The following is a 25,766-nucleotide window of genomic DNA, read 5'->3' as shown; positions in this document are numbered from 1 at the left end:
GACTTTTCAAATCGACATCGAGGCCAAGCGACATGAATGGCGGCCCTGAAATCGTCGACCTCTTCGTCATCGGCGGCGGCGTCAACGGCGCCGGCATTGCCCGCGACGCCGCCGGCCGCGGCCTGTCCGTCATCCTGTGTGAAAAGGACGATCTCGCCGAAGGCACCAGTTCGCGCTCCGGCAAGCTCGTCCATGGCGGCCTGCGCTACCTCGAATATTACGAATTCCGCCTGGTGCGCGAAGCGTTGATCGAGCGCGAGGTGCTGCTGGAATCGGCGCCGCACATCATCTGGCCGATGCGCTTCGTGCTGCCGCACAGCCCTGACGATCGGCCGGCCTGGCTGGTGCGGCTCGGCCTGTTCCTCTACGACCACCTCGGCGGCCGCAAGCGGCTGCCGGCGACCCGCACGCTCAATTTGCGCACCGCGCCCGAGGGTGCGCCGATCAAGGACGCCTTCCGGCGCGGTTTCGAATATTCCGACTGCTGGGTCGACGATGCCCGCCTCGTTGTCATCAACGCGCTCGACGCCGCCGAGCGCGGCGCCAGGGTTTTCACCCGCACCGCCTGCACCGCCGCCCGCCGCGAGAACGGCCTGTGGCTTGTCGAGTTGCAGGACGGCAGGACGGGCGTCAGGACGGTGGTTCGGGCGCGTGCGCTGATCAATGCCGCCGGCCCGTGGGTCAACGACATCGTCAACCGCGTCGCCGGCCAGAACTCCACGCGCAATGTGCGCCTGGTCAAGGGCAGCCACATCGTCGTGCCGAAATTCTGGGAAGGGCGGCAGGCCTATCTCATCCAGAACAGCGACAAGCGCGTGATCTTCATCAACCCCTACCAGAACGATCTCGCACTGATCGGCACCACCGACATCCCCTACGAGGGCCGGCCCGAAGACGTGGCGGCGGATGAGAGCGAGATCGATTACCTGATCAAGGTGGTCAACCGCTATTTCAAGCGCGGCCTTGCACGCGGCGATGTCGTCTATTCGTTCTCCGGCGTCCGGCCGCTCTATGACGACAATGCCGACAACCCAAGTGCCGTCACCCGCGACTATATTTTCGAACTCGACGCGCCGGATGCGCAGGCGCCGCTACTCTCCGTCTTCGGCGGCAAGATCACCACCTTCCGCAAGCTGGCCGAGCATGCGCTGGACAGGATCGCGCCGTTCTTTCCCAAAATGGGCAAGCCCTGGACAGCGAAGGCGCATCTGCCTGGCGGCGACATCGCCAATGCCGATTTCGAACAGTTTCTCGGCGATCTCGGACGCGAATATCCATGGATGACGGCATCGCTGCTCAAGCATTATGGCCGGCTCTACGGCACCAGGACACGGGCTTTGGTCGGCGCGGCGCGTTCGCTCGATGAACTCGGCCGCTGCTTCGGCAAGGATTTCTTCGAGCGCGAGGCCAATTATCTCTTCGACCGGGAGTGGGCCGTGACATCGGCCGACATTCTCGAACGGCGCACCAAGCATGGCCTGCATCTGTCCGCCGAGGAGAGGGCGGCCTTCGAGCATTGGTGCGCGAACCGGCTGGCGAGGGCAAGCTGATGGCGCATACGGGCGACAACCACTCCAGCGAATTCTGCATGCTGCGCTCCTTATCCGCCAGCATCGGCGCCGACCCGCTTCTGGTCCAGGGCGCCGGCGGCAACACCTCCGTCAAGCAGGCCGGCGTGCTGTGGATCAAGGCCTCCGGCACCTGGCTGAAGAACGCGCGCGACGACGAGATCATGGTGCCGGTCGCGCTGGCGCCGTTGCTCGATGCCGTGGCGCAGCGCAGCCCGGCGGCCGAGGCAGCCGGACAGTTCACGCTGGCGGATCTCAACCCTCGCCAGCTCAGGCCCTCCATCGAGACGACGGTGCACGCGCTGCTGCCGCAGAAGATCGTCATCCACGTCCATTGCGTCGAGACGATCTCGATCGCCGTGCAGGCCAACACCGAAGCCCTGCTGGAGGAGCGCCTGCGCGGGCTCGATTGGGCCTTCGTGCCCTATCGCCGGCCTGGCCTGCCGCTGGCGCAGGCGATCGCCGAGCGGCTGAAGCCCGCGACCAATGTGCTGGTGCTTGGCAATCACGGGCTGGTGGTCGCCGCCGACACGGTTGCCGAAGCGGCCTTGCTGCTGCAACGGGTGACCGGGCTGCTCGCACGGTCGCCGCGGCCGGCCCCGCCGCCTGATCTCGACGCGCTGCTGCGGCTCGCCGCCGGCAGCGACTACCGGCTGCCGGCCTCGGCCGCCGCCCATGCCGTTGCGACCGATCTCGCCAGTTGCCGCATCGCCGCTTCCGGCAGCCTCTACCCGGATCATGTCATCTTCCTCGGCGTCGGCTCGGTGATCGCCGGCCCCGGCGAGAATGCGGCTGCGGTCGTCGCCCGCACCGCCACCGCGCCGACATCGATCCTCTTTCCCGGCAAGGGCGTGCTGATGCGCCGGGATGCCAATGCTGGCGCCGAAGCGATGGCGCGCTGCCTGGCCGACGTCGCCCAGCGCATCGATGGCGCGGCGCGCGTCAACTATCTCAGCCCGAAGGAGAATGCAGAGCTCTTGAACTGGGACGCTGAAAAATACCGCCAGCAACTCAACCGCGAGGGGGTGACGCTGCAATGACGGCATCTGTCGCCACCAAGCTGCGCCAGCGCTGAGGAGGGAACGCGCCTTGGCTTTTACGCTCTCCCTCAACACCAATCCGCTGGTAAACCGTTTTGCTGATCCGGATGACCTGATCGACACCATTGCCTATGACATCGGCATCAGGGACGTGCAGCTCACGCATGAATTCGTCAATCCCGGCTGGCCGGCGGCGACGATCGTCAAATTCGTCCGCCTGTTTCGCGGCGCGCTCGCCCGCACCGGCGTGCGCGTGACGTCTGGCATGACCGGTCCTTACGGCCGGCTCAATCATTTCGGCCATCCCGACGCCGATGTGCGCCGCTACTATGTCGACTGGTTCAAGACCTTTGCCGACATCTCGGCCGAGCTCGGCGCCGGCGGCATGGGCACGCAATTCGCCATCTTTACCCATCGCGACTTTGACGAGCCAGCGCGCCGCGAGCGGCTGTTCGATATCGCGCTGGACTGCTGGCGCGAGGTCGCCGAGCACGCCAGGGCGGCCGGCCTGACCTACCTGTTCTGGGAGCCGATGTCGGTCGGCCGCGAATTCGGCCACACCATCGAGAACTGCCGGCTCCTGCAAGGCGCGATCGACGCCGCCGGCATGGCCATTCCGCTGGAGATGATGGTCGACATCGATCATGGCGACGTCACCTCGAGCAATCCCGCCGACATCGATCCCTATGCCTGGGCCGAGGCCTTTCCCCGGAAGTCGCCGATCATCCACATCAAGCAGTCGTCGATGAACAAGGGCGGCCACTGGCCGTTCACGTCGGCCTACAACAAGGACGGCCGCATCACCCCGGAAAAGCTGCTGGAGACGGTGCGGCGCGGCGGCGGCACAGACAACGAGATCTGCCTCGAGCTATCGTTCCGCGAGCGCGAGCCGGTCGACCATCAGGTCGTCGCCATGATCCGCGAGTCCGTCGACTATTGGGCGCCGTTCATCGAGACCGGCAGGTCCGGTCTTCTGCCAAAGGCCGAATGAAAAACGGGCAGGGGCCGATGCGGCTCCTGCCCGTTGAACATCTTCAGATTGAAGTCGCCAGAAACTCAGCCGAATTTCGGATCGAGGCTGCCCGACTTGTAGCGCTTGGCCATTTCCGAGACCGGCAGCGGCTTGATCTTTGGCGCGTTGCCGGCGGTGCCGAACTGTTCGAAACGCTCCTTGCAGAGCTTGCGCATCGCCGCCATCGCCGGCGTCAGATATTTGCGCGGATCGAATTCGCTCGGGTTTTCCGTCAGCACCTTGCGGATCGCGCCGGTCAGCGCCATGCGGTTGTCGGTGTCGATGTTGATCTTGCGCACGCCATGCTTGATGCCGCGCTGGATCTCTTCCACCGGCACGCCCCAGGTCGGCTTCATCTGGCCGCCATATTTGTTGATGATCTCCTGCAGGTCCTCCGGCACCGAGGACGAACCGTGCATGACCAGATGCATATTGGGCAGGCGGCGATGGATTTCCTCGATCACGTTCATCGCCAGCACTGCGCCGTCGGGCTTGCGCGAGAATTTGTAGGCGCCGTGGCTGGTGCCCATCGCCACCGCCAGCGCATCGACATGGGTGTCCTTGACGAACTCCACCGCCTGTTCCGGATCGGTCAAGAGCTGGTCGTGGCTGATCGCGCCTTCGACGCCGTGGCCGTCTTCCTGCTCGCCGCCGCCGCTCTCCAGCGAGCCGAGCACGCCGATCTCACCTTCGACCGAGACACCGCCCCAATGCGCCATGTCGACGACGCGCTTGGTGATGCCCGAATTGTAGGCGTAGTCGGCCGGCGACTTGCCGTCTTCCTTGAGCGAGCCGTCCATCATCACCGAGGTGAAACCATACTGAATCGCGGTGACGCAGGTGGCTTCGTTGTTGCCATGGTCGAGATGCATGCAGACCGGGATGTCGGGGTGGATTTCGACCAGCGCGTCGATCAGCTTGGCCAGCACCACGTCATTGGCATAGGCGCGCGCACCGCGGCTTGCCTGCAGGATGACAGGCGATTTGGTCTCTTCCGCCGCCTCCATGATGGCGAGGCCCTGTTCCATGTTGTTCATGTTGAAGGCCGGCACGCCATAGCCGTATTCGGCGGCGTGATCGAGCAATTGTCTCAGTGTGATGCGAGCCAACGAATAGTCTCCCGTATCTGGTTTCAAACCTGGTGGTTGCGGACTGTCCGCGCATCGTCCAGCCCACCGATGCTTCTGGCCGGATTTCGGTGCAACCGCAACCGTGACAGACCGTCCCGGCCGCAATTCTTGTTACAGCGTTGCGATCAGGGCAAGCGGAATATCCCAAGAAATTATCCCATTATCACAAAAGATTTGATACTTTTGCGACGATAGCTGTTATATCTACGATCCCATCAAGGAGCCACGCTTCGGCGTTTTCGGTCAGCGGTGATGAAGAGCGACATCAGGCGGCAAGGCATCATGGAGTTTCTGATGGACGCCGGTCAGGCCGGCGTCGATGACCTCGCCTTGCGCTTTGGCGTCTCGAAGATGACCGTGCACCGCGACCTCGACGAGCTCGAGGAAAGCGGTTTCCTGCGCAAGGTGCGCGGCGGCGCTTCGATCCAGCCGAGCAGCCTGTTCGAAAGCGATTTCCGCTACCGGCAGAAGCAGGCGACCGAGGAAAAGCAGCGCCTGGCCGCGGCCGCCGTCGCCATGATCGAACCCGGCCAGACGGTGATCATCGACGACGGCTCGACGGCGGGCGGCATTGCGCGCCATCTCGCCGACCTGCGGCCGCTGACGGTGATCTCCAACAATCTCTCCGTCATCCAGGACCTGTCCGGCGCCGGCGGCATCAACCTGATCGCGCTCGGCGGCCAATACAGCAAGAAGTTCCACGGCTTTTTCGGCCTGCTGGCCGAGGCTTCGCTCAAATCGCTGCGCGCCGACGTCGCCTTCCTGTCGTCTTCGGCCATCCATGGCGCTTCCGCCTTCCACCAGGACCAGGAAGTCGTGCAGGCCAAGCGGCTGATGATGGCGGCGGCGACCCGCAAATATCTGCTGGTCGATCATGGCAAGTTCGGCCGCACGGCGCTGCATTTTCTCACCGACCTCAGCGCATTCGACACCGTCTTCACCGGCCGTGCGCCCGAGCCGGGAATGCGCGCGGCGCTGGATGCCGCCGGCGTTTCGCTGACGGTTATCGACAAGGGATCATGATCCCGGAAATCGGCGGATCGTGATCAACAAAGCTAGGAGCAGTACGCGTGGTTTACTGGGTAGGTACAAGCTGGAAGATGAACAAGACGCTCGCCGAGGCGCTTGATTTTGCGGAGCGCATGGCCGGCTTCATTCCCGGTTTCGATGACCGCATCCAGCCATTCGTCATCCCGCCCTTCACCGCGGTGCGCAAGGTCAAGCGGGCACTGTCGTCGACGCGCATCAAGGTCGGCGCCCAGAACATGCATTGGGCCGATGCCGGCGCCTGGACCGGCGAGATCTCGCCGCTGATGCTGAGGGACTGCGGGCTCGATCTGGTCGAACTCGGCCACAGCGAACGGCGCGAACATTTCGGCGAGACCGACCACACGGTCGGCCTCAAGACGGCGGCAGCCGTGAAGCACGGCTTGATACCGCTCATCTGCGTTGGCGAGACGCTTGCCGAGCGCGAAAGCGGGCAGGCCGATGCCGTGCTGAGCGCCCAGGTCGAGGGCGCGCTGCAATTCCTCGAGGGCGAGGCGAAGAGCGCGAAAATCCTGTTCGCTTACGAGCCGGTCTGGGCGATCGGCGACAAGGGCATTCCGGCCAGTTCCGACTATGCCGACAAGCAGCAGGCGCTGATCAAGACGGTGGCCGGCGGCCTCCTGCCGTCCGTGCCGCCGGTGCTCTATGGAGGCAGCGTCAATCCCGGCAATGCCGCCGAACTGATCGGCCAGCCCAACATCGATGGTCTGTTCATCGGCCGCTCCGCCTGGCAGGCGGAGGGCTACATCGACATCCTCGGCCGCGCCTCGGCGGCGATCTGAAATCATCCAAACACGAAAGGGAAAAACCCATGAAAATAGCCATTGGAGCCGACAGCGCCGGCAAGCCGCTGCTTGACGTCATCGCCGCACACCTTGCGACCAAGCCGGGCCTCACCGTCAGCGACCTCAGCCAGGCCGGCTACTATGCCGACCTGTCGCAAAAGCTCGCCCAGACCATCATCGACGGCGAGAACGATCGCGGCATCCTGTTCTGCGGCACCGGCATCGGCGTCTCGATCTCGGCCAACAAGGTGCCGGGCATCCGCGCCGCGCTCACCCACGACACCTATTCGGCCGAGCGGGCGGCGAAATCCAACAACGCCCAGATCATCACCATGGGCGCCCGTGTCATCGGCCCGGAACTGGCCAAGGCGATCGTCGATACGTGGCTCGCCTCGGAGTTCGACGAACAAGGTCCGTCGGCCGGCAATGTCCAGGCGATCAACAGGCTCGACGCGGCCAAACCCGCATGATCCGCGCGGGCAAGCCTGCGGCATAGGCCGAGAAAAGTTCGGTCCGGGCTTGCCGGGCCGCCATGCCACGTGCGGCGATGCCGGTTCTATTTCTGCCTGCCGAGCCTGGCCGCGAGGGAACGCCGCACGTCCTCTTCCGCTCCGTCCAGCAGGTCGATCAGCACCTTGCTGGTGGCTGCCGGGTCGCGCTTTTCGATGCTCTCGACAATCTGCCGGTGCAGGCTGAGCGAGTGGCGCTGACCGTCTGGATTGTCGTCCGAAAGCCTGAAGCTGATCACCAGCGCCGTTTCGATCAAGGCCGCCAGCGAACCGATCAGCTCATTGCCCGACATGTGCAGGATCGCCTGGTGGAAAGCCAGATCCGGTACCGCGAAGCGTTCGCCGTCATCGCCGGCCTGTTCCATCTCCTCCAGGAGTGCCCGCAATTCGGCGATCTGCTCCGGGCTGGCACGCTCCGCCGCTAGGGCTCCGGCCGTCGGCTCGATCGCGCGGCGCAGCTCGAACAGAGAGCGCGCCTCCTCGGCCGTCGTTCTCGAGCCGAAACGCCATAAGAGCACATCCGGGTCGAGGAAATTCCAATCCTTGCGTGGGCGCACCCTGGTTCCGGTCCGGGGACGCATTTCCACCATGCCCTTGCCCGCCAGCACCTTGACGACTTCCCGCAGCCCGGTGCGGCTCGCGCCATAGGAGGCGCTCCAATCGTCGCCATTCGGCAGCTGGTCACCCGGGATCAATTCGCCGCGCACGATGCTGAGGCCGATTTCGTTGAGCAGCCTGGCGTGGAGGCCGGAATGGGACGAGCCGGCCATGTGTGACGTCATCCGGGATGCCCTGGAGCGGGGCGCTATATTCTTCATACTATTCCCATTATTCATACGATTGTCACGTGCTCGCCCTAGTGAGCACATCGTTGAACTCCCCGCCAGAGCGATCGACGAACCACAGCGCAGATAGCACCCGAAGAACCACAAAATCTCGAGTCTTGCCATCGCCGACGGCCGCAACCGTCGTTGGTCGATGTCGTGCGCGTCGAGCCGTCGATCATAAACACCAACAGGAACGAGCCAGAAATGTCTCCCAAGATGACTGACCACGCCAGCAAAGCCGCCCTGAAGGGAACGGCTCTCATTCCGAAAACCATTAGCACCTGCATCTTTGTGTCCAGCGCGCTTGCCATGACATCGGTGCCGGCGCTTGCCGTCGAGCCCTGGATCATGGTCGAGAAGACGACCTTCACCGGCAGCGCCATATCCTCAAAGCAGCAGGGCGTGACGACGGACGGTACGAACTGGTACTTCTCCGGCACCAATATTCTCGAGCGCACGGACAGGAACTACAATCCGTCGCTGCGGGTCTCGCCCGCCATTCCCGATGCCCTCAAGCTTCCGTCCCAATATTCCGACATCGGCCTGAACCATATCGGCGACATCGATTATGCCGACGGTCTTCTCTACATCTCGCTGGATTCGAGCCAGCGTGACCCCGTCACCGGCGGCAAGTACGAAAACCCGGTTTTCGCGGTGTATCGCGCGAGTGACATGAGCTTCACCGGCCAGGCCTTTTCACTCAATCCGCCTCACGGCATCCATGACATCGCCAGCTGGGTGGCCGTCGACGCCAAGAACGGCCTGGGCTACGGCATGGCCTATGAGAACGCGACGGAGATAGCGGTCTACAATCTGTCGGACTGGAGCTTCAAGGAATACATCCCGCTGACGCAAACCATCGACCAGGCACAGGGCGGCAAGCTGCTCGACGGCTGGATGTATTTTTCGACCGACAATGACGGCAAGATCATTTACCGGGCGAACCTCAACACCGGCGAGGTCGAGAATCTCGGCAACCTGAAGATCGATCGCGAGCAGGAGGTCGAAGGGCTTTCCTTCAACCAGACGAAGGATGGCTGGTCGATGTACATCCTCAATCGGGAAGCGCTGGAGGACAATCCCAACGAGGAGGCCGTCGGCTTTTACCGTTATCTGCGCCCCTATGGCAACGCGCTCTCCGGCGAGATCCACGCTGATATCAATGGCGCGCTTGTCGAGGACAGCCGCTTCGCGCGGGATGCCGCCAACAGCCGGATTCGCTCCGCCTTCGATGCGGTCTCCGCGCCCGTTCTGACAACCGCCAGTATCGACACCGAAGGCATGCACGCCGCGCCCTCTAATGCCGATGGCATCGTGATCTGGAGCCAGGCACTGGCAATGACGGGCAATACGAACGGCTCCGGCGATGCCGCTGCCTTCGGCCGCAACACGGCAGGATTCATCGGCGGCGCCGACGCACCGGTCGGAAACTGGCGGCTCGGTGTGCTCGGCGGCTACAGCCATTCGAATTTCGATGTCACCGACCGCGCGTCATCCGGCTCGAGCGACAACTACAATCTCGGTCTCTATGCCGGCACGCAATTAGGCCAGTTCGGTTTCCGCGCCGGGGCGATCTATGGCTGGCATGACATCGAGACCAGGCGCAGTGTCGTCTTCCCCGCCTTCAGCGAACAGCTCTCCGCCGACTACAATGCCGCGACGGCGCAGGCTTTCAGCGAACTGGCCTACCGGTTCGACATCGGCCGCAATGCCTTCGAACCCTTCGCCAACCTCGCTTATGTCCATCTGAACACCGACGGCTTTGCCGAGACCGGCGGCGCGACTTCGGCGCTCACCGCACAGAAGACGACGACCGAAAACACCTTCTCGACATTTGGCGTTCGCGCTTCGACCCAGTTCGACGCAGGGACGACCAAGACCGCCCTGCACGGCATGCTGGGGTGGCAGCACGCCTATGGCGACGTCGATCCAACTTCCGGTCTGGCCTTCAATACCGGGGCATCCTTCACCATCTCGGGGGTGCCGATTGCGAAGGACGCGCTTGCGGTCGAAGCCGGACTGGATGTCTCCCTGTCGTCCAACGCGACGCTCGGCGCGTCCTATTCCGGGCAGATCGCCAAGGACGCCCAGGGACATGCCTTCAAGGTCAGTTTCGATTTGAAGCTATAGATCCGAAGCCAGACCCTTGCGCATCGCGCCGATGACCGTGACGGCCGATGCCGCGCCCGGGTCCATGTGTCCGAGTGATCGCTCGCCGAGCCGCGAGGAGCGGCCTTTGGCGGCGATCATCTCCTTGGTCGCTTCAGCACCGGACTCGGCGGCGGCAAGGGCCGCCTCGAGGCTCTGAGCCAGGGTCTTGCCGGCTGCACAGGCCGCGGCGGCCGCTTCGGCCGCCGGTTGCCAGGCATCGACCATCGTCTTTTCGCCCGGCTCCGCCTTGCCGCGATCCTTGATGCCTTGCGCCATGGCCTGGAACAAAGCGATGAAGTCCGCCTCTGCCAGCGTCGCCTTGCCCTTGACGGCGGCGCCGCCGCGCATGAAGGCCGTCGCATAGAGCGGGCCTGACGAAGCGCCAACGGCATTGAGGAATGACTTCGCCGCCGTGTTGAGCAGCGCCGTCGGTTCGGTCGCCACAAGGTCGAGCGAGGCCAGCGCATCGCGCACCGCGCCGAAGCCGAGCGCCATGGCGATGCCGTGATCGGCGTCGCCAATGACGCCGTCGAGCTGGCAGAGCCTGTCCCGGTCGGCCTCGATCGCCACCGCGATCGTATCGAACATTCTTTTCAGGTCAGCGGCGTCGATGGTCACGGGAACGCTCCTTCGTCAGCCGGCACGGAACATCCCGCAATCACAGGGGTGGTCGAGCATGGTCTGCAATTCCTCATCGAGATGAAAAAGCGTCACCGAGGCGCCGGCCATTTCCAGCGACGTGCAGTAATTGCCGACCCAGGTCGCGTGGATGGAAACACCGATGTCATCGAGCCGCTGCTTGACCCGCCGGTTCATGATGTAGAGTTCCATCAGCGGCGTCGAGCCGAGTGAATTGACCAGCACCGCGACCTTGTCGCCGCGCTTCGGCGCCATCTCGGCAAAAATCTTGTCCAGCATCTCGTCGGTGATTTCGTCGGCGGTCCTGAGCTTGCCGCGGGCGATGCCGGGTTCGCCATGGATGCCCATGCCGATCTCCATCTCGTCGGCGCCGATCTCGAAATTCGGCCACCTTGTCTGCGGTAGCGAGCAGGGCGACAGCGCGACGCCCATGGTGAAAGTGTGGTCGTTGGCTTTGCGCGCGATGCGTTCGACCTCGTCCAGGGAGAGCATGCGGTCGCAGGCCGCACCGGCCGCCTTGAAGATGAAGAAATTGCCGGCGACACCACGGCGCTTCTGCCGCTGGTCGCGCGGTGCCGAGGCGACGTCGTCGGTGGTCAGCACGGTGCGCACCTCGATGTCGTCCATCGCTGCCATTTCGGCCGCCATGTCGAAATTCATCACGTCGCCGGCATAGTTGCCGTACATGAACAGCACACCGGCGCCGCCGCTGACGGCCTTGGCGCATTCCAGGATCGGATCGGGCGGCGGCGAGGCGAAGACGTTGCCGATAGCCGCCGCGTCCGCCAGTCCCTTGCCGACAAAGCCGAGAAAGGTCGGCTCATGGCCGGAACCGCCGCCGATGACGAGGCCGACCTTGCCGGGCCGTGGCCCGTCACGGGCGATGATCGAGCGCGGGCTGCCGTCCACGCTCCTGAGATGGCGAGGATGCGCGGAGAGGATCCCTTCGAGCATCTCGTCGACGGCACGGTTGCCGTCATTGATGATCTTCTTGGTCTGCACCGGCATCCTCCCGACTTTTCGCAAATACTACCGAGTGTTATCGCGATTTCCACCCGGCCGGGAAGATTTCATGCCGCGATCTTTTCCCGGGCGGCGAGAATTTCCACGCAGGCCTTGGCCGCTTCCTTGCCCTTGACGGTGAAGTGCTCGAAGAAGAAGCGATGGTGCTCGGCGCTGTCGTGGTAGTTGTGCGGCGTCAGCACCGCCGAAAGCACCGGAACGCCGGTCGACAGCTGCACGTTCATCATGCCGTCGATGACGGCGCTGGCGACGAACTCATGCCGGTAGATGCCGCCATTGACGACGAACGCCGTGCCGAGGATCGCGGCATAGCGGCCGGTTCCCCCCAGGGTCTTGGCGTGCAGCGGGATTTCGTAGGCGCCGGGCACGTCGAAGACATCGACGGCGAAGCGGTCGCCTCCGACGGCCGCCAGTTCCGCCTCGAAGGCGTGCACGCACTGGTCGACGATATCCGCATGCCAGCGCGCGCGAATGACGGCGATGCGAACAGTTTCATAGTCTTTGTGGGAATGCTGATTCATGGGTCCATCCTTCCGTTTCGAACCAGAATCAGGACGCACGATACGAAATCCGTCCCGCCAAGGCGGTCCGTTTTCCGTTTCGTTCTCTTTCATCCGGACTCTAACCGTCGGCTCCGGAATCACACCGGATCTGCTGACCTTTCCAATTGTCCTGGAAAGCGCTCGCGGGCTTGGGCTTGAGGCCCTTACCGCCGGTGGGGACTTTCACCCCGCCCTGAGAACATTAACGCGGCTTGTATGAAAGGGCAGGGCGCGGCTGTCAACCGCATGACAGGCCGGTGGCCAATCACGTTCTGTCGACTGGAGCAATGGCGCGAAAAACCGCTTTATCGTGTGCGCCACGCCGCTGCCGCCGCGGCAACCAGCATCAGCAGTGCCGCAACCATCGCGCAGATGGCAAAGCCGAAGCTGGAATAGATCGGCCCGAAGCCGGTGGTGCCGATAAAGACCGCCAGATAGGTCACCGAGCTGTTCAGGCCCATGATCGTGCCGCGCCGTGAGGGATCGAGCGCGGAGAGGCGCATCACCAGGACATTCAATCCGAAATGATTGGCAAGTCCCCACACTGCCACCATGGCCAGCGTCAGGCCGAAACTGTCAGTCGTCGCGGCAATGGCGACATAGACGGCGGCGACAAGAAGATAGGCGAACGGCATGACGCGCCGCGCACCAAGCCGGTCGATCACGCCATCGAGCAGAGCAGCCGTGCCGAAACCGATGCCATAGGCGAGTGCGGCCCAGCCATTGGCGCTTACCGGCTTGCCCAGCCCAGTGTGAAGGTGATCGCCGAGATAGCCGTAGACCCCGTAGAAGGCGGTCATGAAGGCCGCACAGGCAATCAGAAGCGGCACAATGCCGGGAATGCTGAGCGCCGCCAGCGGTGTGGGTGCCGGGCCGCTCTTCCTGACGTCGCTCAGCGACGTCATGGTGAGGCTGGCCAGCGCCAGCATTGCAAGCACCGCGACGGCTGCGAAGACGGCGCGCCAGTGCACGAGGTCGGCAAGCACGGCCGACAGCGAGACGCCGGCCACCATGCTGAGCGTCCATCCGGTCAATACGACGCCGATGGTGCCGCTTTCGCGGCCGGGCGGCGCGATCGCCGCCGAACTGGCATAGATCGCGGGCATGGCGACGCCGGCGGCGATGCCGGCGACCAGCTGGGCCGCGACCAGCATGATCAGGATCGGTGCGGCCGCACTGGCAGCCAGGGCAATGGCCAGCAACAGCAATGCCCCTTGCAGCATCCGGCGGGCGCCGAGCCGGTCTATATAGCGGGCCAGGAACAGGGCGCTCGCCGAGGTTCCGAGGCCAAAGGCGGCCGCCGCGATCATGACGGTCGGCACGCTGCTTTCGAAGGACGCGGCCACGGCCGGAGCTATCGGCCCCAGCACCAGCGAATTCGAGCCGATCACGGCGATGCATCCGGTCAACAGATAGGCGAGGGCCGGGATCGGCGGCCTGGCATCGGCTTGTAGCGCTGTGGCTTGATTGCTGTTCGACATATCATCATAATGGCCGTATTAAATTCTGTGGCAATCGGGATTGTCGATATGGATGAAGAAACAGATACCATTCCGCGGAACACGCCGGCACCCCGCGATGTCGACGCGATTGACCGAAAAATATTAGGCGTTCTCGTCGACGACGCCACGGTCAGCTATGCCGAACTCGGCGATCGGGTCGGCCTCTCGCCGCCAGCCGCCCATGAACGGGTCAAGCGCCTTCGGCGCAGCGGTGCCATTCGCGGCACCATGGCCATCATCGACCCCAAGGCGGTGAAGAAACCGCTGCTCGCCTTCGTGCACATCGACACCAGGGGCTGGGGCAAGACCCCGGAGCTGATGGCGGTTTCGCAGTATCCGGAAGTCGAGGAGATCCACACCGTCGCCGGTGACACCTGCATGTTGCTGAAGGTCCGCACCGAAGATACGAGAGCGCTGGAAGGCCTGCTCGCGCGCCTCTACGAAACGCCCGGCGTCACCTCGACCCGCAGCTATGTGGTGCTGTCGACCTATCTCGAGCGTCCGGTGCAGCCTGGCGTCACCGAGACGTGGCCGACGCCCAACCACATGAGCAAGCCGCTGTATTAACCGGCATCGGCGCTATCCGCGCTCCGGGAACATCGCCTTCAAGCCCTCGCGCGAGGCTTTGGCGACGCCGCGTTCGGTGATCAGCCCGGTCACCAGTCGCGCCGGGGTCACGTCGAAAGCCGGGTTCGCGGCCGGCGTCGCTTCGGGTGAGATTCGCACCTGGGCGATTTCGCCATCGGCGGTCTTGCCCCACACCAGCGAGACCTCGTCGGCCGAACGCTGCTCGATCGGAATCTCGTTCAGCCCATCATGCACCGTCCAGTCGATGGTCGGCGAGGGCAGCGCGACATAGAACGGCACATCATTGTCGGCGGCGGCGAGCGCCTTCAAATAGGTGCCGATCTTGTTGCAGACATCGCCGTCGGCGGTGGTCCGGTCGGTGCCGACGATGACCATGTCGATCGCGCCGCGCTGCATGAGATGGCCACCGGCATTGTCGACGATGAGCGTGTGCGGCACGCCGTGGCCGGCCATCTCCCAGGCGGTGAGCTGAGCACCCTGATTGCGCGGCCGCGTCTCGTCGACATAGACGTGGACCGGGATGCCGGCTTCCGTTGCCAGATAGATCGGCGCGGTGGCGGTGCCGTAGTCGACGGTCGCCAGCCAGCCCGCGTTGCAATGGGTGAGAATGTTGACGGTCTCGCCGGGCTGCTTGCGGGCGGCGATCGCCTTGATGATGGCGAGACCATTCTCGCCGATGGCGCGATTCAGCCCGACATCCTCGTCGGCGATCTCGGCCGCCCGCCGATAGGCGGCCGCGGCGCGTTGTGCTGTCGGCAGCGGCTTGAGGAAGCGCCGCATCTCATCAAGCGCCCACCGCAGATTGATCGCCGTCGGGCGCGTCTCGTGCAGCGTCTCCCAGACGGCATCGAGCGCCGCGTCGGACGGATCGTCCGCCATCTGCATGGCGACGCCATAGGCCGCCGTGACGCCGATCAGCGGCGCGCCGCGCACCCACATGTCGCGGATCGCCGTGGCAATGCCGGTGACAGTGCGGATCGTCTCGATGCGGAAATCATGCGGCAGCCAGCGCTGGTCGATGATCTCAACCGAACGTCCGTCGTCGCTCAGCCAGATGGTGCGATAGTGGCGCTCGCCGACGTTCAAATGCTGCTCTCCTGTTCGATCAACGCGGCCAGGGTGTTGACCTCGTCGATGCTGTGAATCTGGCGCCGGTTGACGGCGATGTGACGGCCGAATTTCAGCGCCTTCGCCTCGCAGGAGGCGCGCAGATCCTCGTCGGCGATGGTCTCGAAATCGGCATTGTGGGCGAGGCCGAGGATGCGCCGATGCACCTCAATGCCGGCAAAGCCGAGCAGATCGGTCCAGATCTGGTGCAGTACATGGTCGAGCGCCTGTTCCGCACCCAGCCTGTCGCCCTGATCCTCGAACAGGCTTTTTTGATAGAGCATACCGGTGCGCTCGCTGCGCCACAGATGCGAGAACTCGGCGCGGAACACCATCCATGTCTCTGCGGTGACCCCAAGCAGATAGGCACGCATAGCATCGCGTTTGCCCTCCTGTTCGTGTCCGCGCTGTGAGAAGAAGGACATCCAGAAATTGGCGAGCAGCATGCCGACATCGAACGCCATCGGTCCGTAGAAGGCGAACTCCGGATCGATCATCCGGGTCTCCTGGTCGGTGACCATGATCGAACCGGAATGCAAATCGCCATGCAGCAGCGTTTCGGCATTGGCGGCGAAGATGTGCTTCAGCCGTTGCGCCTCGACCTTGAGGTCGCGGTCGGCGCGCAGTTCGGTGACGAGGCCGTCGAGCTGCGGCGTATGCCGGTTCATCTTGGCGTCGAAATAGGGATCGGAAAACACCAGGTTCTCGGTGATGTCGCAGAGGTCGACATTGTCGGCGAACAGCGCCAGATCGGCCTTGCGATCCTTGGTCACCATCGACAGGTCGGAACCACGAAACAAAGTGCGGGCCATGAACAGGCCGATATCCCTGGCGATGTTCGGCAGCTGGCGTCCCTCGATCAGGGCGCGCCTGAGAATGATATGCGGCGGCGCCAGATACTCCATGATGATCAGCGCCTGGCCTTCATCGAAGTAATAGATTGCCGGCACGGAGCCGGGTGCGCGCGCCTCTTGCCTGGTCAGCGCATGATATTCGAAGAAGGAGCGCTTCAGCGGCAGCGGCCAGCTGTCGCCGACCAGGCGGACATAGGGCAAGGCCTGCTTGATCACAGCCGCACCACTGGCGCCTTCGACGATGAAGACGAGGTTCAGATTGCCGTCGCCGACCTCGCGGACCTTCCAGTGTGTGGTGTCCCGGCCGATCTTGGCGCACAGCGCCTCGTTCGCTCCGAGGCGCGTTGCAAGCGTCTCCACCGACAGTGCTTCGAACGGCAATTTCCCAGTCATCGTCATCCTCTCGCTTATGCGCTCCGAACATAACGGAGGCATGGCGGCCGGGCCAAGCTAGGAAGCGATCTGGCAATTGTCAATCGTGTTGACAATTGCCGACATAGCCCATAGCGTCATGGTCAGGGAGGAACGCATGGTCGGCAATGCCGTGTTCCGTGTAGAGGGACTGAGGAAATCCTTTGGCCGCAACGAGGTGCTTGGCGGCATCTCGCTCGAGCTGCATTCCGGCGAAGTCACCGTGCTGATGGGCGCCAACGGCGCCGGCAAATCCACCCTCGTCAAGATCATCAGTGGCGTCTACGAGCGCGGCGGCGGCACCATGACGCTTGCCGACCAGGACTTCGCGCCGAACACGCCGGCGGAGGCGATCCGCGCCGGTGTCGTCACCGTGCACCAGAACATCAATGACGGTGTCGTGGCCGACCTCGATGTCGCCACCAATCTGACGCTCGATAGGCTGAGCGGCAAGGGCGTGCCGACCCTGTTCAATCCGGCCCGCGTGCGCCGCGAGGCCAAGGCCGTCGCCGACCGCATGGGTCTGGCCATCGATCTCAAGGCCCGCGTCAACGACCTTTCGCTGGCCGATCGCCGGATGGTGGCGATCGCGCGTGCACTGGCGCATCAGCCGAAAGTGCTGATCCTCGACGAACCGACCTCCTCGCTCTCCAGCGCCGAGGCCGACCGGCTGTTCGCGCTGGTCGACCGGCTGCGCGAGCAAGGCGTGGCGATCCTCTACATCTCGCATCGTATGTCTGACATCAGGCGGCTTGCCGATCGCATCGTCTCGATGCGTGACGGTGTCATCTCCGGTGTCTTCGACACCAAGCCGCTCGACTATGAAGGCGCGGTCAACGCCATGCTCGGTCGCAAGATCCATCTCGACCAGATCGTTGCCCGGAGTTCCGCCAAACCGGTCCTGACGGTCGAAGGCCTGCGAATCGCGCAGGGCGCCAGGCCGATTTCGCTGACGCTTGGCGATGGCGAGGTCGTCGCCATCACCGGCCTCGTCGGTGTCGGCAAGACGGCACTTGCCGAAACGCTGTTCGGCGTGCGCAAGCCGCTCGCCGGCGCCATGACGATGAACGGCAAGCCCTATGCGCCGCGCTCGGCGGGCGATGCAATCGCCGCCGGCGTGTTCCTTGTCGCCAAGGATCGCGCCACCAGCGGCATCGTCGGCGGCTTCAACATCGAGCGCAATGTCAGCCTGCCATTCCTCAAGCGCATGTCGAATCTGGGGGTGCTCAAGCGCCGCCTCGAACGCGCCACAGCGCGCCGGCAGATCGAGGAACTCAACATCGTCTGCCGCTCCGAGAAGGACGAGATGTCGGCCCTGTCCGGCGGCAACCAGCAGAAGGTCATGGTCGCCCGCTGGATGGCGCAGAATGCCGCGCTGTTCATTCTCGACGAGCCGTTTCAGGGCGTCGACATTTCGGCCAGGCGCGACATCGCCGCCAAGCTGAGGGCAAGCGCCAATGGCCGCGCGACGCTTTTGTTTGTCACCGAACTCGACGAGGCGCTGGAGACGGCCGACCGCATTTTGGTGATGTCGGAACACACGATCGTCGGTGAACACCGCAACGCTGATGTCGATCTCGACCGCTTGCTGGCCGAGGTCGCCGGTGGGCCGCTGCACAGCGCCGCCTGAGCGTGGCAGCGGATAGAATTGGAATGGAGAGACTATGGGTTCGAGTTGGGTAAAATGGGCAGCGGCGCTGGGGTGCGCTGAATGACGTTGCGCGACTACGCCATCCGCTACGGTTTCATTGTCCTGTTGTTCGGGCTGGTCGCCTATTTCGCGATCGCCGCCGATGGGTTCGTCTCGCCGCAAAGTGCCGTCTTCATCTTCCAGTCGGTCGCCATCACCGGCGTGCTGGCGCTCGGCGTCACCGCCACGCTGGTCGTCGGCGGCTTCGACCTGTCGATCGGCTCGGTCGCCACATCCGCCATGATGGCGGCTGCCTATGTCATGGTGGTGCTGGAGCAGAATGCGGTCGTCGCCGTCGTCGTCTGCCTGCTCATCGGTGCCGTGGTCGGCCTGATCAATGGCTGGCTGATCGTCTATATGCGCGTGCCCGATCTCCTGGCGACGCTCGGCATGATGTTCCTGCTGGTCGGCCTGCAGCGCATCCCGACCGAAGGCCGTTCGATCGCCACCGGCATGACGATGCCGGACGGCTCGGTCGCCAATGGCAAGTTCGGCGACGCCTTCCTGGCGCTTGGCCGCCACCGCTTCGACTTCTTCATCCCGAACCTCATTCCGGTGTCGGTTGTCGTGCTGCTGGTGCTGGCCGTGCTGATCTGGTTCTTCCTCGAATATACCCGCTTCGGCCGCATGATGTATGCGGTCGGCTCCAACGAGCGCGCCGCCGAACTCGCCGGCGCGCCGGTCAAGGCATACAAGATCTGGGCCTACGTCATTTCAGGCGTCTTCGCCTCGATCGGCGGCATCTTGCTCGCCGCCCGGCTCGGGCGCGGCGACATCGCCTCGGGCAACAATCTGCTGCTCGATGCGGTTGCCGCGGCGCTGATCGGCTACGCGGTGCTGGGTGCCGCCAAGCCGAACGCCTTCGGCACTGCCGTCGGAGCGCTGTTCGTTGGCATCTTGCTGCAGGGCCTGACGATGATGAACGCGCCTTATTACACGCAGGATTTCGTTAAGGGCGTGGTTCTGGTCGTCGCCCTTGTCTTCACCTTTGCCCTTTCGGGCAGGGGCAGGGGGTAGTCTCGACCGGACAGGATTTTGAGTTCAACAAGAGTGGAGGAAAACAAGTGAACATCACAAGAAGACTTCTGGGGAAGGTGGCGCTCGGATTGGCCGGCGCAACCATGCTGATGCAGTTCCCCGCGCTGGCCGCCGACAAGCCGGCACCGTTCGACAAGCCCGGCGTCAAGATCGCGTTGGTGCGTTATCTCTCGACCGGCGACTTCTTCCAGGCCTATCTCTCGGGCGTCGAGGCGCAGTCGAAGGCGCTCGGCATCGACCTGCGCGTGCTCGACAGCCGCCAGGACGCAGCGCTCCAGTCCGACATGGTCGACCAGGCCATCGCGCTTGGCGTGCAGGGCATCATTATCCAGCACGGCCTGACGGAATCGATGAAGGACGCCGCCCAGCGCGCGGTCGACGCCGGCATCAAGGTGGTGGCGTTCGACGTCAATGTCGAAAACCCCAAGATCCCGCAGATCGAACAGTCGGATAAAGACCTGGCGCGCCTGGCGCTCGAGCAGGCGGTCAAGGACAATGGCGAGAGCTGGAACGCCGGCTACGTCTACGTCGCCGGCATCGCGCCGCTCGACCGCCGCAACGAGACCTGGGTCGACGTGAAGAAAAAATATGCCGGCATCAAGGAAGTCGCGATGTTCGGCACGCTCGACAACCCGATCGCCAACTCCGTCGCCAACCAGGCGCGTTCGGTGCTGTCGGCCCATCCCGATATTAAGGTGATGTTCGCCCCCTATGACGAGTTTGCCAAGGGCGTGAAGATCGCCGTCGACGAAGCCGGCCTGAACAAGGGCATCAAGATCTATTCGGCCGACATCTCGACCTCGGACATATCGGCGATGCGCGAGCCCGACAGCGCCTGGGCTGCGACCGCCGCGACCAACCCGGCCGTCGTCGGCCAGGTCTCGGTGCGCGCTCTGGCACAACTGCTCGCCGGTGAAGACCCCGGTCACAACGTCATCGTGCCGCCGACGCTGATCACCCAGAAGGAGCTGATCGACAAGGACATCAAGAATATGGAAGACCTGTCGGCCAAGCTGCCGCAGTTCGCCCATGCCGATGTCGCCATGCCGGCCTGGATGCCGAACCCGAACGCGAAGTAAGGTTCATCATCGCGCAAACGAAAAAGGCGGCCCGTGAGCCGCCTTTTTTGTTGTCTGCTGGAACGTTTACCGCAGCGCCGCCGCGATGTTGCCGCCGTCGACCGTCGTCACGTCGGCGGTCGTGCGTTCGGCCAGCGCGTGATGCAGGAAGGCCTGCGCCACGTCCTGTGCGGTCACTTCCTGGCCGAGCAGATTGCCGGACATGTATTCCTTCTCCGACACGCCGCGCGCCCCGGAGCGGCTGGCGATCATGGCGTCGGTCAAAATGCCAGAACGGATGCGGTCGGCGTTGACGGCGTTCGAGCGGATGCCATGGGCGCCGTAGTCGAGCGCGTATTGCCTGGACAGGAACAAAGTCGCCGCCTTCGGCACGCCGTAGGCGCCGAATTTCGGGCCAGGATTGACCGCCTGCTTGGAGGTGTTGAACAACAGCACGCCGCCGGTGCCCTGTTCCAGCATGATGCGCACGGCGTTCTGCGCCACCGACTGGTGGGCGAAGAAATTGAGCTCGAAACTCTTGCGCAGCAGCGCGTCGTCGAGCTCGCCGATGCGGCCTTCCCAGGCCGCGCCCGCATTGGAGACGAGAATGTCGACGCCGCCGAAGACGGCAACCGCTTTGTCGAAGGCGGCACGCACCTGTGCCGGGTCGGTGATGTCGGCGGCGACGCCGATCGAATTGTTGCCGGCTTTCTTGGCGGCATCGGCGGCCTTGTCGCCATCGAGATCGACGACGACGGCATGGGCGCCATTGTCGGCGAACAACTTGGCAGTCGCCGCACCGATCGCGCCGGCGCCGCCAGTGATCAGCACAACCTGACCGGTCAGCGGCTTCGGCTTGTTGGAGGCAAGCTTGGCCTGTTCGAGCGACCAGTATTCCAGCGGGAACAAATCGGCCTTGGACAGCGGATGGAACCGGCCGACCGCTTCGGCGCCGCGCACCGCCTCGATCCACATCTCGCCAACGTCCGAGGCGATCCTGGCATCCTTCAGCGTGCGGCCATGGCCGAACATGCCAAGCCCCGGCACCAGCGTCAGTCGCGGCATCGGGTCGAGCATGGTGCGCTTGACGTCGTCGAGCGCGTCATTGGTCTCGAAATAGGCGCGATACTCCTTGGCGAAGGCGTCGACATGGCTCTTGATCACGGCCTTGTAGTCACCGGCCTTGTCGGCATCGGGCGCCGGCACCGCCATCGGCCCGGTCTTGATGCGGATCGACAGATCCGGCGTCGACACGCCGCGTCCGGCATAGTCGGCAATCGCGGCCGAATTGATGAAATCGACAATTGCATCCGAGGTGCGGAAATCAGAGATCATGCGGTCGAAGCGGCCTTCACCACGCGCCACCGCGACGGCGCCGCGCAGCATCGGCGCGATGGAAGCCGGCGTCGCGAGCTTTGCCGGCAGCGCCGCCTTGGCGGCCTTCGGCTTGGCATTCTTAGCGACATAGTCCTCGGCGACGTTCACATAGTGGATCATCCGGTCATAGGCCTGTTTGGCATCGTCGCCGAAGGTGAAGATGCCGTGCTTGTCGAGGATCAGGCCTTCGACCGAAGGGTCGGCATCGAAAACGTCGGCCGCCGCCTTGGCGAGGTCGAAGCCCGGCATGATGTAGGGCACGTAGCCCATCTTCTCGCCGAAGACCGTCTTCACCAGCGGCTTTGAGTCTTCCTGGTCGACGATGGCCAGGATGGCGGTCGAATGGGTGTGGTCGACGAATTTGTGCGGCAGGAAGGCATGCAGCAGCGTCTCGACCGACGGGTTGGGCGAAGAGGGGTCGATGAGGTTCGCCCGCTGCAGCGCCACCATGTCCTCGTCGGCGAGCTTGTCCAGCGCGCGCGCCTTGAGCAGGGCGCCCATCTTGACCGCCGGCAGGCCTTGCGGCTCGATGACGGCCATGTCCCAGCCGCTGCCCTTGACGCACAACACATCCCATTCATCGCCGACAAGGTCGGTCGCCTTGATCTTGCAGGAGGTGTTGCCGCCGCCATGCAGGACCAGCTGCGGCACGCCGCCAAGGAGCCGCGTCGTGTAGACGCGCAGCGCGAGGTCGCGGCCGACGCCCTTCTTCGCATAGTCGGCGACGAGTTTCTCGGCCGCGTCGTCGTTCCACAGATTCTTCATGTTCGCTTCGTCCAGTTGCTGTCTTGGGTGGTGAAACAGGAATGCCGCGACGCCTTGATGACAATGCGCCGGCGAAGGGTTGCTTTTCAGGATGCTTTTTGTGGTGCCGCTCCGGCATGATCGAGCAGCCGCTGCGCCATATGCGCGCCGACCACCAGATGCGTGCAAAGCCCGCCGGCAAGTGCCGCCAGCAGCGGTTCGAACTTGCTGTCCTCCTGCACCACCATCAGGCGTTTTTCGATGGCACCGAGCGAGGCGAGTTCGGCCGAAATGACCCGGCGGTTGTAGCTGCAGTCGAGCGCCTCGCCCCTGGCGTCGATGATCTGTCCGGCGATCACGCCGGCGGCACCGATGCCGCGCAGGGCGGCCATTTCGTCCGGGTTCAGCGCGCCGCATTTGACGACATGGCTGTCGGCGTCGACGGTACCGACCGAAAAAAGCGCGAGGTTGCAATCGCTGATGCCGGCCAACTGCTCACGGATCACCGGCTCGGCGCGCAGCGCACGCGCCAGCTCTTCGGTCGACAGCACCAGCGGCGCGTAGAAATTGAGCCCCTTGGCGTTGAGCCGGCGCGCGATTTCCATGGTGCACTGGTCTGGCCGATAGGAGTAGGGCGCGCCGAGATTGCCGCAGAGCTGGACCACCGTGACATCCTGCAGGTCGGCATAGGACATGATGTCGGCGATCATGTAGACGGTGCGACCCCAGGCGACGCCGATGCGGTCGCCCTTCTTGACCAGTTCGAGAAAGACGCTCGCCGCCAGCACGGCGATATCCGTCGACGGGTCGGGGATATGGCCGTTCTCCGGCGCGATCCAGACCGCGTCGAGTTTCAAGGCGTCCTCGAGTTTGCGCGCCATCACGTCGTCGGTGAACAGCTGGGTCGAGGTTGAGATGTTGACGATGCCGGTCTCGCGCGCCTTGCGCAGATACATCGCCACCGAAGCACGCGAAATGTTAAGCTGGCTTGCAACCTGGTCCTGCCGCAGGCCATGCGCATAATAGAGCCAGGCGGCTTTGTGAATGATTTGTTCTGCCGGTCGGATCGCCATGCCGCCTCCTCGGCTGACATTAGTCACGGCTCTCGACAAAAGTCAAATTTGGATGTGTGAGCGCGATCGCCTCTCGGCAAGGTGCATCCGGGATCGCCATTCTACAAAGCCTGGATAGCATAGTATTTTCGGCCATTCAGGGGGATGGCCTGACGCGAGACCTAAGGTTAGAAAGCTCGAAAGGACTTTGGGGAGAACGGGATGGGCAACCCTTACGAACAGGATCTGGACAGGAACGCGGCCAACCATCAGCCGCTGACGCCGCTCACCTATCTGGAACGCGCGGCAAAGACCTATCCCGACCACATCGCCATCGTCCATGGAAGCCAGCGCATCTCCTATCGTGATTTCTGGCGCCGCTCGCTGAAGCTCGCCTCGGCGCTGCAAAAGCGCGGCATCGGCAAGGGCGACACTGTCACCGTCATGCTGTCCAACACGCCGCCGATGCTGGAGGCGCATTTCGGCGTGCCGATGACCAAGGCGGTGCTGCACTCACTGAACACGCGGCTCGATGCCGCGGTCATCGCTTTCCAGCTCGACCATGCCGAAACCAAGGTGCTGATCGTCGACCGTGAATTCTCCGGCGTTGTCCGGCAGGCGCTCGATCTGGCCAAGGTCAAGCCGCTGGTCATCGACTATGACGATCCCGACTACGCCGCCGACGCACCCTATCCGAAGGGGCAACGGATCGGCGCGCTCGACTACGAGGATTTTGTCGCCGGCGGCGACGAGGATTTCGCCTGGTCAATGCCGGACGACGAATGGGACGCCATCTCGCTCAACTACACCTCCGGCACGACGGGCAATCCCAAGGGCGTCGTCTACCATCACCGCGGCGCGGCCCTGATGGCCTACACCAACACCATCCATGCCGGCATGGCCAAGCATGCGGTCTATCTCTGGACGCTGCCGATGTTCCATTGCAATGGCTGGTGTTTTCCGTGGACGCTGGCCGTCCAGGCCGGCACCCATGTCTGCCTGCGCTGGGTGCGGCCGAAGCCGATCTACGACGCCATCGCCGACCATGGCGTCACCCATCTCTGCGGCGCGCCGGTCGTGATGTCGGTGCTCATCAACGCCCGGGATGAGGACAAGCGCACGTTCGCCCAGACGGTGACCTTCAACACCGCGGCCGCGCCGCCGCCGGAAGCCGTGCTGTCGGGCATGGCCGACGCCGGCTTTGCCGTCACCCATCTCTATGGCCTGACCGAAACCTATGGCCCGGCGGTGGTCAACGAATGGCATGGCGAATGGGACAGTCTCGCAAAGGGCGAGCGCAGCGCCAAGAAAGCAAGGCAGGGCGTGCGCTACGCCGCGCTCGAAGGCCTGACCGTCATGGACCCCGAAACGATGCAGGCGACGCCGGCCGACGGCGAAACCATCGGCGAGGTCATGTTCCGCGGCAACATCGTCATGAAGGGCTATCTGAAAAACCGCAAAGCCAGCGACGAAGCCTTCACCGGCGGCTGGTTCCATTCCGGCGATCTCGGCGTCATGCATCCCGACGGCTACATCCAACTCAAGGACCGCTCCAAGGACATCATCATCTCGGGCGGCGAGAACATTTCCTCGATCGAGGTCGAGGACGCGCTCTACAAACATCCGTCCGTTGCTTCCTGCGGCGTGGTGGCACGCCATGACGACAAATGGGGCGAGGTGCCGGTTGCCTACGTCGAGCTGAAGCCGGGCAAGGCGGCGACCGAGGCCGAGATCATCGAGCACTGCCGCACGCTGCTTGCCCGCTTCAAAGTGCCGAAAGCGGTGATTTTCGCCGAAATACCGAAGACGTCGACGGGCAAGATCCAGAAGTTCCGGCTGCGGGAAATGGCGAAGGGTACCTAGCCTCGTCATCCCTGGGTGGAGCAGTCGCGAAGCGACGTCGCGGAAACCCTGGGATCCATGCCGCGACCTCGCGGCCGTGCTCCAGCGGTCGAGAATGGTTCGCCGCTTAGGGGCGTAAACCATTGATTAACCAGATTCTTGACCGAAGTCCCGAAATGGGCCCTAGGGATCTGCGCCGGGTCGCTACGCTCCTTGCTTCGCTCTAGGAT

The 25,766-nt window shown here is 63.8% G+C and carries 22 protein-coding genes and 1 riboswitch; of the genes, 12 read left to right on the top strand and 10 right to left on the bottom strand.

The window, feature by feature from the left end; genetic code table 11:
- Positions 1–32 precede the first annotated feature (32 nt).
- From JN279_RS29885 to JN279_RS29875, 3 genes are read left to right on the top strand one after another with little or no spacing between them, the layout of a single operon-like run.
- Entirely contained in the window at positions 33–1,550 is a 1,518-nt protein-coding gene (locus JN279_RS29885) for a glycerol-3-phosphate dehydrogenase (protein ID WP_096455666.1), read from the top strand.
- Positions 1,520–2,608, top strand: a complete 1,089-nt coding sequence (locus JN279_RS29880) for a class II aldolase/adducin family protein (protein WP_096458917.1) — start codon at positions 1,520–1,522, stop codon at positions 2,606–2,608. Before JN279_RS29885 ends, JN279_RS29880 begins: the two co-directional genes overlap by 31 nt.
- 49 nt (positions 2,609–2,657) lie before the next feature.
- The gene (locus tag JN279_RS29875; RefSeq protein WP_096455668.1) at positions 2,658–3,599 is read left to right on the top strand and encodes a sugar phosphate isomerase/epimerase family protein; all 942 of its coding nucleotides are present in this window, start codon (positions 2,658–2,660) and stop codon (positions 3,597–3,599) included.
- A 65-nt stretch (positions 3,600–3,664) separates the two neighbouring features.
- Here JN279_RS29875 and fba read toward each other — a convergent pair whose 3' ends face one another.
- Entirely contained in the window at positions 3,665–4,729 is a 1,065-nt protein-coding gene (gene fba, locus JN279_RS29870) for a class II fructose-bisphosphate aldolase (RefSeq protein WP_010914722.1), read from the bottom strand.
- Positions 4,730–5,002: 273 nt separating this feature from the next.
- Between fba and JN279_RS29865 the strand changes: the two genes are divergently transcribed.
- Genes JN279_RS29865 through derI form a run of 3 tightly spaced genes read left to right on the top strand, consistent with a single transcriptional unit; the run spans position 5,003 to position 7,052 of the window.
- On the top strand, positions 5,003–5,773 hold the full coding sequence (locus tag JN279_RS29865) for a DeoR/GlpR family DNA-binding transcription regulator (RefSeq protein ID WP_202350957.1): 771 nt from the start codon (positions 5,003–5,005) through the stop codon (positions 5,771–5,773).
- 47 nt (positions 5,774–5,820) lie between these two features.
- Entirely contained in the window at positions 5,821–6,579 is a 759-nt protein-coding gene (locus JN279_RS29860; protein WP_202350956.1) for a triose-phosphate isomerase, read from the top strand.
- A gap of 29 nt (positions 6,580–6,608) precedes the next feature.
- Positions 6,609–7,052: a D-erythrulose-4-phosphate isomerase gene (gene derI / locus JN279_RS29855; RefSeq protein ID WP_202350955.1), complete on the top strand. Its 444-nt coding sequence runs from the start codon at positions 6,609–6,611 to the stop codon at positions 7,050–7,052.
- Between the two features lie 86 nt (positions 7,053–7,138).
- Here derI and JN279_RS29850 read toward each other — a convergent pair whose 3' ends face one another.
- The gene (locus tag JN279_RS29850) at positions 7,139–7,873 is read right to left on the bottom strand and encodes a FadR/GntR family transcriptional regulator (protein WP_244734186.1); all 735 of its coding nucleotides are present in this window, start codon (positions 7,871–7,873) and stop codon (positions 7,139–7,141) included.
- Between the two features lie 249 nt (positions 7,874–8,122).
- Between JN279_RS29850 and JN279_RS29845 the strand changes: the two genes are divergently transcribed.
- Positions 8,123–10,048 (top strand): autotransporter outer membrane beta-barrel domain-containing protein, encoded by a 1,926-nt coding sequence (locus JN279_RS29845; RefSeq protein ID WP_202350953.1) that lies wholly within the window; start codon positions 8,123–8,125, stop codon positions 10,046–10,048.
- Here JN279_RS29845 and dhaL read toward each other — a convergent pair.
- The 4 genes from dhaL to JN279_RS29825 all read right to left on the bottom strand — a co-directional run bounded on the left by dhaL (position 10,043) and on the right by JN279_RS29825 (position 13,754).
- Positions 10,043–10,687: a dihydroxyacetone kinase subunit DhaL gene (gene dhaL, locus JN279_RS29840; protein ID WP_096455678.1), complete on the bottom strand. Its 645-nt coding sequence runs from the start codon at positions 10,685–10,687 to the stop codon at positions 10,043–10,045. The two genes, JN279_RS29845 and dhaL, sit on opposite strands and share 6 nt — an antisense overlap.
- A 15-nt stretch (positions 10,688–10,702) precedes the next feature.
- On the bottom strand, positions 10,703–11,716 hold the full coding sequence (locus tag JN279_RS29835) for a dihydroxyacetone kinase subunit DhaK (RefSeq protein ID WP_202350952.1): 1,014 nt from the start codon (positions 11,714–11,716) through the stop codon (positions 10,703–10,705).
- A gap of 62 nt (positions 11,717–11,778) precedes the next feature.
- Positions 11,779–12,252: a 6,7-dimethyl-8-ribityllumazine synthase gene (locus JN279_RS29830; RefSeq protein ID WP_096455680.1), complete on the bottom strand. Its 474-nt coding sequence runs from the start codon at positions 12,250–12,252 to the stop codon at positions 11,779–11,781.
- 77 nt (positions 12,253–12,329) lie between these two features.
- A riboswitch (FMN riboswitch) is annotated at positions 12,330–12,478 on the bottom strand.
- Between the two features lie 100 nt (positions 12,479–12,578).
- Positions 12,579–13,754 (bottom strand): MFS transporter, encoded by a 1,176-nt coding sequence (locus JN279_RS29825; RefSeq protein ID WP_096455682.1) that lies wholly within the window; start codon positions 13,752–13,754, stop codon positions 12,579–12,581.
- A 48-nt stretch (positions 13,755–13,802) separates the two neighbouring features.
- On the opposite strand from JN279_RS29825, the gene JN279_RS29820 reads away from it, so the two are divergent.
- Positions 13,803–14,342, top strand: a complete 540-nt coding sequence (locus JN279_RS29820) for an Lrp/AsnC family transcriptional regulator (RefSeq protein ID WP_096455684.1) — start codon at positions 13,803–13,805, stop codon at positions 14,340–14,342.
- A 12-nt stretch (positions 14,343–14,354) separates the two neighbouring features.
- On the opposite strand, the gene mtnA is transcribed toward JN279_RS29820, so the two are convergent.
- Both mtnA and mtnK read right to left on the bottom strand, forming a co-directional pair.
- A complete protein-coding gene (mtnA, locus tag JN279_RS29815; RefSeq protein WP_096455686.1) occupies positions 14,355–15,449 on the bottom strand; it encodes an S-methyl-5-thioribose-1-phosphate isomerase in 1,095 nt (364 codons plus the stop codon).
- Entirely contained in the window at positions 15,446–16,717 is a 1,272-nt protein-coding gene (gene mtnK, locus JN279_RS29810; RefSeq protein WP_096458926.1) for an S-methyl-5-thioribose kinase, read from the bottom strand. Before mtnK ends, mtnA begins: the two co-directional genes overlap by 4 nt.
- Positions 16,718–16,853: 136 nt before the next feature.
- On the opposite strand from mtnK, the gene JN279_RS29805 reads away from it, so the two are divergent.
- From JN279_RS29805 to JN279_RS29795, 3 genes are all read left to right on the top strand, one after another.
- Complete coding sequence (locus tag JN279_RS29805; RefSeq protein WP_202353820.1) at positions 16,854–18,365, top strand: sugar ABC transporter ATP-binding protein; 1,512 nt, start codon at positions 16,854–16,856, stop codon at positions 18,363–18,365.
- A gap of 81 nt (positions 18,366–18,446) precedes the next feature.
- Positions 18,447–19,442 (top strand): ABC transporter permease, encoded by a 996-nt coding sequence (locus tag JN279_RS29800; protein ID WP_096455690.1) that lies wholly within the window; start codon positions 18,447–18,449, stop codon positions 19,440–19,442.
- 47 nt (positions 19,443–19,489) lie between these two features.
- Positions 19,490–20,542 (top strand): substrate-binding domain-containing protein, encoded by a 1,053-nt coding sequence (locus JN279_RS29795; RefSeq protein ID WP_202350951.1) that lies wholly within the window; start codon positions 19,490–19,492, stop codon positions 20,540–20,542.
- Between the two features lie 66 nt (positions 20,543–20,608).
- Here the strand turns inward: JN279_RS29795 and JN279_RS29790 are convergent, their stop codons facing one another.
- Positions 20,609–22,663 carry a bifunctional aldolase/short-chain dehydrogenase gene (locus JN279_RS29790; RefSeq protein ID WP_202350950.1) on the bottom strand — a complete coding sequence of 685 codons (2,055 nt, stop codon included), beginning with the start codon at positions 22,661–22,663 and terminating at the stop codon, positions 20,609–20,611.
- 86 nt (positions 22,664–22,749) lie between these two features.
- Complete coding sequence (locus tag JN279_RS29785; RefSeq protein ID WP_202350949.1) at positions 22,750–23,715, bottom strand: sugar-binding transcriptional regulator; 966 nt, start codon at positions 23,713–23,715, stop codon at positions 22,750–22,752.
- 201 nt (positions 23,716–23,916) lie between these two features.
- Between JN279_RS29785 and JN279_RS29780 the strand changes: the two genes are divergently transcribed.
- Positions 23,917–25,557 carry an acyl-CoA synthetase gene (locus JN279_RS29780; protein WP_202350948.1) on the top strand — a complete coding sequence of 547 codons (1,641 nt, stop codon included), beginning with the start codon at positions 23,917–23,919 and terminating at the stop codon, positions 25,555–25,557.
- The last annotated feature ends 209 nt before the right edge of the window (positions 25,558–25,766 follow it).

The organism is Mesorhizobium sp. 113-1-2, assembly GCF_016756475.1.
GTDB classification, from domain to species: Bacteria; Pseudomonadota; Alphaproteobacteria; order Rhizobiales; family Rhizobiaceae; genus Mesorhizobium; species Mesorhizobium loti_C.
The sequence above is the reverse complement of the archived record's forward strand: the minus strand, read 5'-3'. Positions and strand labels throughout refer to the sequence as shown.